The 14,416-nt window shown below is 68.7% G+C and carries 5 protein-coding genes; all 5 read right to left on the bottom strand.

Annotation, left to right across the window (positions count from 1 at the left end; translation table 11 throughout):
* Nucleotides 1-5: 5 nt before the first annotated feature.
* The 5 genes from AC1DNF_RS11980 to AC1DNF_RS11960 are packed head-to-tail and all read right to left on the bottom strand — an operon-like array spanning nucleotide 6 to nucleotide 14,173.
* On the bottom strand, nucleotides 6-944 hold the full coding sequence (locus AC1DNF_RS11980; protein ID WP_478148813.1) for an alpha/beta hydrolase family protein: 939 nt from the start codon (nucleotides 942-944) through the stop codon (nucleotides 6-8).
* Nucleotides 937-1,734, bottom strand: a complete 798-nt coding sequence (locus AC1DNF_RS11975; protein WP_478148812.1) for a serine aminopeptidase domain-containing protein — start codon at nucleotides 1,732-1,734, stop codon at nucleotides 937-939. The genes AC1DNF_RS11980 and AC1DNF_RS11975 overlap by 8 nt, the downstream gene beginning before the upstream one ends.
* 5 nt (nucleotides 1,735-1,739) lie before the next feature.
* On the bottom strand, nucleotides 1,740-2,465 hold the full coding sequence (locus tag AC1DNF_RS11970; RefSeq protein ID WP_478148811.1) for a 4'-phosphopantetheinyl transferase family protein: 726 nt from the start codon (nucleotides 2,463-2,465) through the stop codon (nucleotides 1,740-1,742).
* A 9-nt stretch (nucleotides 2,466-2,474) separates the two neighbouring features.
* Complete coding sequence (locus tag AC1DNF_RS11965; protein ID WP_478148810.1) at nucleotides 2,475-7,475, bottom strand: amino acid adenylation domain-containing protein; 5,001 nt, start codon at nucleotides 7,473-7,475, stop codon at nucleotides 2,475-2,477.
* A complete protein-coding gene (locus AC1DNF_RS11960) occupies nucleotides 7,472-14,173 on the bottom strand; it encodes an amino acid adenylation domain-containing protein (RefSeq protein ID WP_478148809.1) in 6,702 nt (2,233 codons plus the stop codon). The genes AC1DNF_RS11965 and AC1DNF_RS11960 overlap by 4 nt, the downstream gene beginning before the upstream one ends.
* Nucleotides 14,174-14,416: the final 243 nt, after the last annotated feature.

Here is a 14,416-nt window from a genome sequence, read left to right as displayed (position 1 = left end):
CAGGATCAGAAGACGGTGTGGCCGCTGTGCAGGTTCGGCTGCGCGCCGGATGCCACGGCGCGCAGCGACTTGCGTGCCGCCGCCGTGGGACGCGATGAAGCGCCCTGCGACACGCGCAATGCCCAGTCGCACACCACCGCCATGAAGATCTGCTGCGACGCCAGCGAGGTCAGGCTGTGGTCGATTTCGCCGATGAATTCGTACTCGAAGTCCTGCGTGAAGGCCTCGTCGGCGAACGGGCCCAACTGGTCGCGGTTGCGGTCTCTCACATGCATCGTGCCGGTGTAGAGCAGCAGCACCGCCACCTTGCGCTCGGCCAGCTGCATCATCGCGCGGCGGAACGATGCGGCGATGGCTTCGGGCGTGTCTTGTTCGTAGATGTCGGGCGCGGCGGCCATCGCGGCGCTGCGGGAGAACTTGCGCTGCAGCCAGCGTGCCGTCTTGCCGAGCACGGCCGGATTGGTCGGCGCCGCCAGCGCGCGCCACATGGTGCGTTCCCAGCGCGAGCGTCGGCTCGGGAATGCGTAGCCGTCGAACATGAGCAGGCCGACCACCCGCGAATCTGCGATGGCGACCGATTTGCCATTGGAAGCACCCGAGCACAGGCCGATCACGATGAAGCGCCGGACACCCAGCGTGGTTTCCATCAGGTTCATCGCGGCCTGCAGGTCGAACACCGCCTGCGTGAGAAAGTGTTCGGATCCGGCGGCCGGACCGCTGTCGCCGAGCCCCGCGAGATCGAAGCGGATGCCGCTGATCCCGTGCGCGGCCAGCTGCCGCGCCAGCTTGACGTTAATGCGCCGCGGCCCGATGCGGTGATTGGCGCCCATGTTGAGCATGAGGCAGGCTACCGGTTCCAGCGCGCCGTCGGCGGGCGTCGTGATGACGCCGATCAGCGCGCCTTCGGGACCGAACTGAACGGGTGTCTCTTTGTAGTCAGTCATGGACTTCTGCCAGGAGGCGTTGCAGCGCCTCGGTAGGGACCATCGCATTGTTGGGATGCGGATCGGTGGTCCAGGCCAGCGGGTGCTGGAACGGCGTGGCACGCAGCGGCATGTGACGGGCGGCTTCCCTGGCCGCCCATTGCATCGCGGCGTGGTCTTCGGGATCGGCCAGCATCACCGTGTCATGCAAGGCCGTGAGCTGGAGCGTTTCCGGCCCGAGCCCGCGCAACTGCTGGCGCAAGAGCTTCGACACGCCGAAGCCGAAGAGTTCGTCGGTGAAGGCATCCTGGTCTTTCGCCAGCCGTCGGCGCCAGGCGGGCTTGGGGACACAGAAGGAGCGCTCAAGGGCATCGACGTGGCCGGCGCGCAGTTGCTCCAGATAGCGCGCGCCGTCCACGATCGGGTCCCAGAGGATGAGCCGCGAGGGATCGCTGCGACCGCTCCTGGCCGCCAGCACGGCCAGAGTGGCGCCCAGGCGCGCGCCGAGCCAGATGACGCGGCGGCCGCCGATGCGGCGCCGCAGTTCTTCGTGCGCGGCGCCGATGTCTCGCCGCCAGCCGTCGAGGTCGCCGTCGGTGTCTTCGCCGGGCGAGTCGCCGCTGCCGTGGAAGTCGAAGCGCAGCACCGCCACGCCGGAGCGCGCGAGACGGTCCGACAGCACCCGGAACAGCCGGTGGGCGCGGATCGCCTCCTGCCCGAAGGGGGGACAGATCAGGACCGCGACATCGCTCTCGCGCTCGGGTGAGTGGAACAGGCCGAAGAGTTGCCGCGAGGCAGGGCCAAAAAGCATGGGAGTCATGCGTACAGCTCACTTTCCTGGAGGCGGCGGCGCGGCGCGGACGCCTCGTACGACAGTACACGGGCCACCGCGCATACGATGCCGCTTCCGCCATCGAAGGAGGACAGCACGAGGCGCGCCACGCTGTCGTCGCCGGCGATGCAGATCTCGCGCTCATCGCCGACGAGGCCGACGTCGAAGCTGCGCGTGTCCACGTTGAGCCCCATGCCCGTCGCTTTCAGGCAGGCTTCCTTGCGCGTCCAGCAGGTCAGGAAGGCGCGGTCGCGTTCCGCCGGGGCGATCGCGTCGAGCGCGAGGCGTTCGGCATCGGTGAAATGGTTCCGGGCCAAGGCCGTGGCATCCGGCATGCTGCGCAGCACTTCGAGGTCGACGCCGATGTCGGCGCCCACGTCGTCGTCATGGCCGAGCGCGATCAGCGCGACCGACTGGCTGTGGCTCAGATTGAAGCGCACGCCGGCGGGCTCGACCAGCGCGGGCTTCCCGAAGGCGCCGACGCTGAAGTCGAGGAAGGCCCCGGGAATGCCGGTCTGCGCGGACAGCACGCTGCGCAGCGCCGCATGGGCGGCGACGAAGCGATGGCGGTCGCGCGCGAAGACAAAGCGCCGGGCACGCTCCCACTCCTCCTCCGACAGACAGGCCGCCGCTTCCGGCGACGGCACGGCGTCGAGGTCGATGCGCCACAGGCGGCAGCGGGCGGCGCAGGGGAGATGCACGATGGACATGACGCTTCCTCAGCCCTTGCGGCCCCAGCCTGAGAACACGCGCCCGAGCAAACCGCGCTTGGGCTCGGCCGCCGGCGCGGCCAGAGGGTCGATCGCGGTGCCCGAGGCGGCGGATGCGAGCTGCCCCAGGCTTTCGAACACATAGCGGCGCGGTTCCACCCGGAAGCCCATGACCTGTTCCGCCTGCGCAATGACGCGCATCGCGATCAGCGAGTCGCCGCCAAGGTCGAAGAAGTTGTCGTTGGCGCGAATGTCGTTCACGTCGATGCTGAGCGCGCTGGCCCAGATCTGGGCCAACTGCGCCTGCTCGGGCAGCAGCAGAGTCTGCGGCTGCTGGGGCCGCGCGGCCATGGCCGCGGCGGGGGTCAGCGTTGCCGGGGTGTCGCCGGCCGCGAGACGCTGCAGGTAGACCGCGCTGGCCGACTCGGCCGGGCTTGCGATGGTTTCCAGCATGCCGTCAGGCTGCTCCGCCACGCGGCGCAGCAACTCGGCGTAGCGCTCCTTGAAGGCGGCGCCAGTCTCGCGCCTGTAGATGTCGGCGTTGTAGGTGATCGCGCCCTCGAGGCCCTTGGGCTTGTCCATCAGCCAGATGCCCAGGTCGTCCGTCGCGCCGCGTTGCAGCAGGTGCATCTGGCGGTGCTTGAGGTTGCCGATGTCCTGCGGACGCTCCCGTGCATCCTGGAAGGAGAACAGCGCCTGATAGAGACCCACGCCCTGCGCGCGCTCGGCGAACTCCGGTTCGCTGACCAGGCGCTCGAACGGAACCTGCTGGTGGTCCATCACCGCCACCAGCTCCTGCTTGATGTAGCGCATGAACTCGCCGAAACGCAGCGACTTGTCGATCTGGAAGGACAGCGGCAGCACGTTGTTGAAGAAGCCCATGACCGACTCGGTTTCGGGCGCCTCGCGGCCGCGCACCGGCGTCGCGATGACGATCGAGCGGGTGTCGATGATGCTGCTCATCATCAGGATGTAGACCCCCAGCGTCAGCATGTTGAGCGTGACGTCGTGCTTGCGTCCGATCTCGCGCAGCCGCTCGGTCAACTCCTTGTCGATGCTGATCCAGTAGGTGCCGCCCTCGCCGCTCATCCCCGCCCGGCGCGGCATGTCGGTGCGCGGCGCCTTGGGGGTCGGCGAGTTCGCGAAGCGGTTCTTCCAGTAGCGCAGCTGGGACTCGAATTCGGGTTGGGCGAGCCAGCGCACATACCAGTCGGCATAGTCGCCATGGGTCGCGGTGAGCGCCGGCAGGCCGTGCGGCTCGCCACGGACCAGCGCGCCGTAGATGGCCGAGAGCTCGGTCTGCAGGACGTCGAAGGACCAGCCGTCCCAGATCAGGTGGTGCGGCACGAAGACGAAGGCGTGGTCGTCGTCGGCGATCTTGTAGAGCGCCGCATTGAAGAGCGGTGCGCGGTGGATGTCGATCGAACGATCCGCGACTTCCTGCATGCGCTCGGCCAGTTCGGCCTCCCGCTGGTCGGCCGCAAGCGTGGTCAGGTCGAAGACCGGCAGGTCCAGCGCGACCTCGTCCGCGATCATCATCGCCGGCGCGCCGGTTGCCGGGTCGACCCCCACGCTGCTGCGCAGCACCGCCTGCCGCCGCACGATCTCCTGCAGGGCAGTCTTGAATTTCGGAATGTCCAGCGGCCCGCCCAGGCGGTGCGCGGACGGCGCGTTGTAGACCGGGCGTCCCGGGTGCAGGTCCTCGATGAAGCGGATGCGTTCCTGCATGGGCGTCAGCGGCGCGCTGCGGCGGTCCGCCACGTGCAGGATCGGCTCGCTGCGCGGCGCATTGCCGCCGTCCAGACCATCGATCGCCGCCGCCAGCCGTTCGGCCGTGGGTGCCTGGAACAGCATGCGCAGCGGCACCGTGACTTCGAACTCGCGGCTCAGGAGCGTCGCCAGGCGAGCGGCCAGCAGCGAATGCCCGCCGAGCGAGAAGAAGTCGTCGTGGATGCCGAGTCCGGGCAGATTGAGCACGCGCTCCATCGTCTGGAGCACGATGCGCTCGCGCTCATTGCGCGGCGCCACCCTTTCGGTGCTGTCGTTGCGCGTCGCGCTCGGCTTGGGCAGTGCCTTGCGGTCCACCTTGCCGTTGGGCAGAAGCGGGATGGCATCCAGCGTCACCACGTGCTGCGGCAGCATGTATTGGGGCAGGCGGCTGCGCAAATGCGCATCCAGCGCGCTCATGTCCACGGTGGCACCCGGCGAGGGCGCAAGGTAGGCCACCAGGCGCACGTCACCTGGCTGGTCTTCGCGGGTGATGACGACGCTGCGCGCCACACCGGGCGCCTCGTTGCAGCGGGCCTCGATTTCGCCGAGTTCGATGCGGTAGCCGCGCACCTTGACCTGGAAGTCGAAGCGGCCCATGTGCTCCAGCAGGCCGTCGTTGCGCCAGCGGCCGCGGTCGCCGCTGCGATAGATGAGCGTCTGCACGCCGTCGATGGCGACGGTGACGAAGCGCTCGGCCGTGAGATCGGGCCGATCGAGATAACCCTGCGTCACGCCCATGCCGCTGATGCAGATCTCGCCCGGCACGCCGATCGGGCAGCGCTGCAGGTTGCTGTCGAGAATCCAGACGCCGGTGTTGGCCATCGGACGGCCGATCGAGACGCCGCGCGCCGCGATGCGGGGGCGCTCCATGCGCCAGGTGGTGGACCACACCGTGGTCTCGGTCGGCCCGTAGAGGTTCCACAGTTCGGTCGTGCGGTCCAGCAGTTCGAGCGAGAGATCCGCCGGCACGGGCTCGGCGCCGATCCAGGCCCGGAAGCCGCGCTGCCCCGACCATTGTGCGTCGAGCAGCAGGCGCCACATGCCGGGCGTGGCCTGCAGGATGGTGATCGCTTCCGAGTCGAGCAGCGCCCGCAGCCGGTTGCCGTCCATGGCGACTTCCCGCTGCACGATGACGATCTCGGCGCCCGCCGCCAGCGGCAGCATCACCTCGGGGACGGCCATATCGAAGGAGAGCGTGGTCACCGCGGCCAGGCGGTCCTGGGCATGGATGCCCGGCTCGCGCTGCATGGTCTCCATCAGGTTGGCCACGGCCCGGTGCGGCACGCACACGCCCTTGGGCTTGCCGGTGGAGCCGGAGGTGTAGATCACATAGGCCGTGTCTTCGGCCTGCGCATCCTGCGCGCCGGCCACGGGCGGCGTCGCCGGCTCTTCGAGCCAGGCGGTTTCGCGGTCGAGCAGGAACACGCGGTTCGCCGAGTCCGCGCGCCAGTGCTTCGGCGCGGCGGCAATCGACGAGGCCGTCAGCAGCAAGCCCAGCTTCGCGTCCTCGGCGTAATAGTCCAGCCGCGCTTGCGGGAAAGCCGGGTCGAGCGGCACATAGGCGGCGCCGCTCTTGAGCACTGCCAGCAAGGCCACGAACATGTCGGCACCGCGGTCGAGGCAAAGGCCCACGCGTTCGCCGCGGCCCATGCCGCGCGCGCGCAGCGCATGCGCCAGGCGGTTGGAGCGTTCATCCAGTTCGCGGTAGCTCATGCTCCTCGCGCCGTCGCGCAAGGCCGGCCGCCCGGGCTGTTTCGCCGCCTGCGCCACGAAGCCGGCGTGCATCAGCGGCGCGCCTTCCAGCGGGGTCGGGGCCGGCTGCAGGGCCGAGACCGCGCGGGCTTCGTCGGCCGACAGCACGTCGAGCTTGCCGACCGCCTGGGTCGGGTCGCGCACCACGGCGCGCAGCAGGCATTCATACATGCCGAGCCAGCGGCGGATCGTCACGTCGTCGAACAGGTCGGCGTTGTACTGCGCTTCCATCTGCATGCCGCCCGCGACGGGCGTGATGTTGAGGAAGATCTCGAAGTTCTCGTAGCGCCGCCCGATGGTGCCCTGCTCGACCCGCAGATCGGGAAAGTTGCCGTCGTTGGGGGCGGCGTCGCGGTCCACGTTGAAAAGTACATTCACCAGCGGAAGGCGGCTCGGATCGCGCGGCACCGGCAGCTTCTTGAGCAGCGAGCCATAGGTCAGCGTCTGGTGCTCGAAGGCATCGAGCAGGGCGCTGCCCGACTGGCGCGAGAGCTGGTCGAAGCCGGTCTGCGCATCGACCGCGACGCGGATGGGCAGCAGGTTGACGCAATGTCCCACCAGCGAGGGCATGTCGCTGGGCATCTGGCCGGCGGCGGCAATGCCGATCACCAGGTCGTCCTGCGCCGTGAGGCGATGCAGGGTCGCGGCGAAAGCGCTGAACATCGTGGCGAACAGGCTGGTGCCCTGCGCGGCCCCGACCTTGCGAAGCGCGTCGATCAGGTCCTGGCCCAGCACCTGGTCGATGCGGTACGAACTGAAGGTGCGCACCGGGGGGCGCGGGCGATCGAGCGGCAACTCCAGCACGGGCAGGCTGCCGCCCGCGAAGCGCGAGAGCCAGTAGTCGACATGGCCCTGCATGGCCGGGCTCCCTGCTTCCTGTGCTTCCCATGCGGCGTAATCGGAATACTGGGCTGCCGGTTCAGGCGCCGGGCCGGTGCCCGTCTGCTCGGCATAGAGCAGGCCGAGGTCCTCGCTGATGACGCCCCACGACCAGCCGTCGCAGATCGCATGGTGCGCGGTCATGAGGAGCACATGGTCGGTCGGCGAAAGCTGGTAGAGCGCGGCCCGGAACAACGGCCCCCGTTCGAGGTGGAACGGGGCCAGCACGGCGGCCGTCGCTTCTTCTTCGAGGCGGCGCTGCTGCGCCGCGGGGTCCAGCTGCCGCAGATCGTGCTCCGCCAGGTCCAGTTGCGTCGCCTCTCCGATCAGCAACTGCGTGCCATCGGGCGAGATGGTCGAGCGCAGGGACTCGTGGCGCTCGATCAGCTTGTCCAGGGCGGTGCCCAGGGCGCGCGCGTCCAGCGGGCCCTTCAGGCGCAGGCGCAGCGACTCGTTGTAGGCCAGCGATGCCTGCGGGCTCAGCTGGTCGCCCAGCCAGACTTCGCGTTGAGCTTCGGTGGTCGCGACGATGCGCTCGATCAGGCCCGATGCGAACGGGTCGAACGCGTCGGCGGCCTCGTCGGATGGGATGGCGACGGCTTCGGTCATGCTTGGTACTTGGTGAATTTGCCTTGGACCTTGGGATCCGGAACGAACCAGGCGGGCTGGCCGTCCTTGTCGCGGCCCAGGCGCGCATCGGGGGCCGGCGGGTGGGACGGGTCGAGCGTCAGCTTGGGCGCGCCGCGGCGCGGCAGCAGCTCGGCTTCCTGCATCTCGGCCACCGACTCCTTGAAGGCGGACTTGATGGTCGCGATGTCCTGTTGCGAATGCGCCGCGGTCATGAAGCAGGGGAAGTTGTCCAGAATGTGCACGCCGCGGCTGCGCATCATGGCGAACAGCAGGTCCTGCAGCGGATGGTCTTCCAGCCAGCTCACGCGCCAGAGCGAGGAGAAGTAGCGGATCTCGAGCGGCGCGCCCGCTTCGCGGCAGAAGGCCGAGAGTTCGTCCGCCATGGCCGCGGTGTGGAGGTTCAGCTGAGTCTGCAGCGCGTTGTTGTCCTCCTTCAGCCGGCCCAGCGCGGCCTTGGCCGCCGCCAGGGCGAGCGGATGCCGCACGAAGGTGCCCGCGAAGTAGGTCACGCCCACCGTCGGCACCGAATCGTCGCCGTACTGCCAGGCGCCGCCGTCGAGCGCATCCATGAATTGACGCTTGCCCGCCACCACGCCGACGGGCAGGCCGCCGCCGATGACCTTGCCATAGCAGGCCAGGTCGGCGCGAACGCCGAAGACGGCCTGCGCGCCGCCGATGTGCGAGCGGAACCCGGTGATGACCTCGTCGAAGATCAGGCAGGTTTCGGACTTCTCGGTGATCGCGCGCACCTCGCGCAGGAACTCGCGCGGCTGGAAGTCGGGGCGACGGCTTTGCACCGGCTCGACCAGCACGGCGGCCAGGTCGTCGGCGTTGGCGCGGATGTATTCCAGCGCTTCGGGCGTTCCGTAGTCGAGCACGCGCACGTCGCCGAACATCCCCTGCATCACGCCCGGCGCGGCTGACATGCCCTTGGCATTGCGGCCGGCGCGCACCAGCACTTCGTCGAAGGTGCCGTGGTAGGAGCCGGTGAACACCACGACGGTGTTGCGCCCGGTGGAGGTGCGCGCGATGCGGATGGCGGCCATCACCGCTTCCGAGCCCGTGTTGCAGAGAGCCGCGCGGTCGAAGCCGGTCATCTCACAGACGAGCTTGCAGACCTCGGCGGCCAGCGGATGCTGTGGCCCGATCTCGAAGCCGGCGTCGAGCTGATGGCGCAACGCATCCAGGATGAAATCCGGCTGCCATCCGAACAGGTTCATGCCGAAGCCGCTGAGCACATCCACGTACTCGTTGCCGTCCAGGTCCCACATCTTCGAGCCCTTGGAGCGGTCGATGACGATCTGGTAGGTGATCTCCTTCGTCGTCGGCCGGAAGCCGTTGACCACGCGGGGGTCGGCCATGTACGAACGATTGTCCTGCGTGAAGGCCTTGCTCTTGGCGGTGCGCTCGACGTAGCGGCGGATGAACGCCGCCAGCCGCGCCTTCTGCAGTTCGGTCGGCTCCTTGACCTGCGTGTGGATGCGCGCAATGGCGCCGAAGGCCTTCTTGACGTCGTACTTGGGCGGCGCCAGCGGCTCCTCGGCAGCCGGTGGCGCGGAATTGGACGCCGTGGCCGCAGCGGTAGCCATGGGCGTGGGTTGCTCCACCGGCGCGACCGGCAGCGCGGGGCTGGCCGGAGCCGTCGGTGCCGCTGACAGCAATGCGAGCTGCTGCTGCATCAATTGCATCTGCTGCGCGATGACCTGCTGGACCAGGCCGCCGTTGCCGGCCGTCAGGGCCACGGCGGGCAGGGGCCTCGCCATCTGCATCGCGATGGGTTGAGGCGTCGCCGCCGGCGTGGCCGCCACCGTCGCAACCGTCGCAACCGGCGTTGCGGCCGCCGCGGGCGCGACGACCGGATCGGGCGCCAGCGTCGCGTCGAGGAACCCCGCCAGCGCATCGAAGCTTCGATAGCTTTCCATCAACTGGCGGAAGGTCAGGCCGGTCTTGAACTGCTTCTTGACCTGCAGCGCGACCTGCGTGAGCGTCAGCGAATCCAGCCCGAGCTCGACGAAGGCCGCATCGGCCGGCGCCTGCGCCATGTCGAGGCCCGAGATGTCCTCGAAGAGTTCGCGCAGGCGCGCGACGAGTGCGGGCCTGCGATCGGTCGGGGCGATGTTGGCGGCGAGGGAGGCGGTCGAAGGTGTGGTCATGGGTATGTCCAGTGTCGCGGGAAGCTGAGGTGCGTGCGGGGGAGAAGACGGGGAGACGGTCGGCGCGGGGGCGTCGATCCAGAAGCGCTTGCGCTCGAAAGGATAGGTTGGCAGCCGTACGCGAAGTTTGCGTTGGCGCAAGTCGAGCGCTGACAGCTCGGGCTCGAGGCCCAGCGTCCAGAGGCGAGCCGCCGCCAGGCGCCAGCTCGTGCATTCCTGTTCGGGAAGGTCGGCGAGCAGCGACACCGCGCAGACGCCGCACTGCCGCGATGCATGCTGGCGCGCCAGGGTGGCGAGCGTGTTGCGAGGCCCGATTTCGACGAACAGGGGATGCGGCGTTTCGCCCATGGCGGACAGGAGCGCGGGCGAGAAGCGAACCGTCTCGCGCAGGTGCCGGGCCCAGTAGGCAGGGTCGGTCGCCTCGGCATCGGCGAGCAACCGGCCCGTCAGGGTCGAGAAGATGGGCGTGGTCGGCGCCGACAGCGTCACCTCGCGAACGAGCGCCTCGAAGGGGGGCACCGCGCCGTCCATCATCACGGAATGGAAGGCGTGCGAGGTCTGCAGCAATTTGGCCGCGACGCCGCCCGCTTCGAGTTGCTGGCGGAACTGTTCGATCATCGCGGCAGGCCCCGCAGCCACGCAGGCGCTTGGACCGTTCTGCGCCGCGAGCGAGAGGCCCTCGGGCAGTCTGGCCGCGAGTTCGTCCGCCGCCATCCGCACCGAGAGCATGCTGCCCTCGGGCATCGCCTGCATCAGGGCGCCGCGCCGCGCGACCAGCCGCGCCGCGTCGCGCAGGCTCATGACGCTTGCCAGCACGGCGGCGGCGAACTCGCCAACGCTGTGGCCGATCAGCGCCGCGGGCTGGATGCCCAGCGCCTGCAACTGGCGCGCGAGCGCGTATTCCAGCGCGAAGGTGGCCGGTTGGGTGACCGAGGTCGGCTTGAGGGCGCTGGCATCGTCCGAGAACATGCGCTCGCGCAGGTCGAAAGGCAGCACGCCCTCGAACGCCGCGATGCATTCGTCGAATGCGCGGCGGAATACGGCCTCGTTCGCATACAGCGCGCGGCCCATGCCGGCGTACTGCGCGCCCTGGCCGGGAAACATGAAGATCACGCGGGGGAGCCAGGCCGGGATCTCGCCCGTGACGCATGTCGAGGGATCGTCGCCGCGCAGGGCCCGCACCGCCTGTTCGACGCTTTCGGCGATCACGCTGGTGCGGTGAGCGAAGGACTTGCGGCCCACGCGCAGCGTATGCGCCACATCGGCGAGCGAGATACCGGGTTCGGCTTCGAGGTGTGCGGCCAGGCGCGACGCGGCGGCGGCGAGCGCCGCGGGCGTGCGCGCCGAAAGCCGCAGCAGCTGCGGTCCCACGCCGGCATCCGAAGGCTCAAGCAGCGGCGCCTCTTCGACGATGACATGCGCGTTCGTGCCGCCCACGCCGAAGGAACTCACACCCGCCCGCCGCGGCACTGCGTCGCGCGGCCATGGCTGCAGGCGCTCGTTGACGCGGAAGGGCGTCGAGGCGAAGTCGATCGCCGGGTTGGGTGCCCTGAAATTCACGGAAGGCGGAATCACCTGCTCGCGCAGCGCGCAGGCGGTCTTGATCAGGCCCGTCACCCCCGAAGCCGCCACCAGGTGGCCGATGTTGCTCTTGACCGACCCGATGCCGCAGAAGCCGGTGTCGGAAGTCTGCGCGGCATAGGCCTTGGTCAGTGCCGCGATCTCGATCGGGTCGCCCATCGGCGTCGCGGTGCCGTGCGTCTCGACGTACGAGATGCTTCTGGCTTCCACGCCCGCCGACGCCAGCGCCGCCGACACGACACGCGCCTGACCGTCGATGCTGGGGGCGGTGAAGCTGGCCTTGCCGCCGCCGTCGTTGTTGACGGCCGCGCCGCGCAGGACCGCGTGGATCAGATCGCCATCGGCCAGCGCCGCCGACAGGCGCTTCAACAGCACGACCGCGGCGCCGTCGCTGAAGACCGTGCCTCGGGCGTCGGCGTCGAAGGATCGCGTATGGCCGTCCGGGGACAGCATCGCCCCCTCTTGATAGAGATAGCCGCTGCGCGGCGGGCAGGTGACCGACGCCGCGCCGGCGAGCGCCATCTCGCAGTCGCCATTGCGCACCGCGGAGAAGGCTTGCGCCACGGCCACCAGCGAGGTCGAGCATCCGGTGTGCACGCTGATCGCCGGGCCGGTGAGATTCAGGCGGTGGGCCGCATGCGTCGCAATGAAATCCTTGTCGTTGCCCACGATGACCTGCAACTCGCCGATGTGTTCGACCAGGCCGGCGCGCGGCAGCAGATGGTGATGGAGATAGGTGTTGCCGTACATGCCGGCAAACACACCGACCGGACCGCTCGTGCTGTCGGGCGCATAGCCGCCGCGTTCCAGGCATTCCCAGCAGAGTTCGAGGAAGAGGCGTTGCTGGGGATCCATGATCTCCGCCTCTCTGGGACTCATGCCGAAGTGCGCCGCGTCGAACATCTCGACGTCCGCGACGACGCCGCGGGCCCGCACATAGGCCGGGTCGCTGCGCAGCGCCGCGTCGATGGACGGGTCGAGTTCCGCGTCATCGAAGAATGTGATCGACTCGCGCCCGGCAAGCAGGTTCTCCCAGAACTGCTCCACATCCGCTGCGCCGGGAAAGCGGCCCGCCATCGCAATGATCGCCACGGGCTCGCGCGCATCGCCCCGCGACGCGCCGGCCCGCTGCATGGGCGCCGGCGCGGGTTGCGGCACGCCCAGCGCCTGTGCGAGCCCGCGTGCCGTCGGATGGTCGAAGAAGTCGGTCGCGCTCAGCGGGCGAGACCCGGCGCCGCCGAGCATTTCCAGCGCGCGGATCACCGACAGCGAGCTGCCGCCGAGCTCGAAGAAATTGTCGAGCACGCCCGCGCGGTCGATGTCGAGCACCTCGGCGAACACCTGGCACACGCGTGTTTCAAGCGCCGTCGAGGGTTCCTGGAACGAGGTGGCGAGCTCGGGTCTTTGCCGCGGCGGCACCGGCAGCGCGCGGCGGTCGAGCTTGCCGTTTTCCGTGATCGGCAGCGCCGCCAGTTCGACGAAGGCGGCGGGCAGCATGAACTGTGGAAGATCCCGGGCCAGATGAGCCCGCAGCGCCGGGGCGGACATGGCGCCGGACGACGGGACCACATAGGCCACGAGGCGGGCCTCGCCGGCATCGACATCCTCGGTGCGGGCGATGACCGCGCATTCGCGCACGCCGGGATGGCGCAGCAGCAGGCTTTCGATCTCATCGGTCTCGATCCGGAATCCCCGGATCTTGACTTGATGGTCTATCCGGCCCAGGCATTCGATGTCGCCGTCAGCGGCGCGCCGACCGAGATCGCCGGATCGGTAGGCGCGAATCGTCTCCCCCGTCTCGGGGTCCGTCCAGTCGATGAAGCGTTGTGCCGTCAGTTCCGGGCGCCGCAGGTAGCCCTTGCTCACGCCGGCGCCGCTGACCACGATCTCGCCGGTCTCGCCCGTTGCCACCGGCTTCAGGTTCTCGTCGAGCAGGTCGATGCGCAAGTCCGGGATCGGGCGGCCGATCAGGCTGCCGCGATGCTGCCCGAGGTCGCGCATCGACACCGGTCGGTACGTCACGTGGACCGTCGTTTCCGTGATGCCGTACATGTTGACCAGCAGGGGCCTGGCGTCGCCGTGGCGCTCGAACCAGGGGCGCAGCGACTCGAAGGACAGCGCCTCGCCGCCGAAGATGACGTAGCGCAGGCTGAGGCCATCCGGCGGCAGGGCCGTCCCGCCATCTGCGGCGATCAGGGACCGGAAGGCCGAAGGCGTCTGGTTGAGCACGGTGACCTTCTCGCGCGCCAGGAGATCGAGGAAGTCGCTCGGAGACCGCGTGATCGCATAAGGCACGACGACCACCCGGCCGCCGTTGCTCAATGCGCCCCAGATCTCCCAGACCGAGAAGTCGAAGGCGTGCGAATGGAAGAAGGTCCAGACATCGTCCGGCCCGAAGCCGTACCACGCGTGCGTGGCATCGAAGAGCCGGGCCACGTTGCCGTGTGTCACCAGGCAACCCTTCGGCCGGCCGGTGGAACCGGAGGTATAGATCACGTAGGCCAGCGCATCCGGGTCGCAGCTTCCGACGTCGCTCTCGTCTTCCTGGGCCAGGCTCGGGTCGTCGACCAGCAACACGGGCGCATCGGCGTGCGGGATGGTGGCGGCATTGTCGGCAGTGGTCAGCACGGCGACCGGCCTGGCGTCGCCGAGCGTGAACTCGAGCCGTTCCTTCGGGTACTCGAGATCGATCGGCAGGTATGCGGCGCCGGATTTCAGGATCGCGAGCAGTCCGACCACCATGTCGATCGACCGGTCCATGCCGATGGCGACGAGCTGATCGCGCGCCGCGCCCGCGCGCTGCAGGCGCCGGGCCAACTGGTTGGCCCGCGCATTCAGTTGTCCATAGCTGAGGGATTCGTGCTTGAACCGGAGGGCCACGGCCTCGGGATGGGCGGCAGCATGTAACGCAACGCGCTGATGTACCGGTATGAAAGTCGTCACAACATAGCCCCCTCTTACCGCCGCCCTGGCCCTTATGTCACACCATGTGTGTCTGGTTGAAAAACTAATAACAAAGCAGTCATTCTGGCAGCTCAAAACCGATATTGCCTATGGAATGCAAGGATTTCCACATGTCAAAAGTAATGCAAAAGGCATACGCCTTGCGCGATTGCCGCAACATTTGACGCAATTCGTTGCGATTAGCTTGTTGACAAAAGTACTCCCACTGCCATGGACACGATT

Source organism: Variovorax sp. 01T432 (genome assembly GCF_056398605.1).
This window is presented reverse-complemented; position numbering and strand designations above follow the sequence as displayed.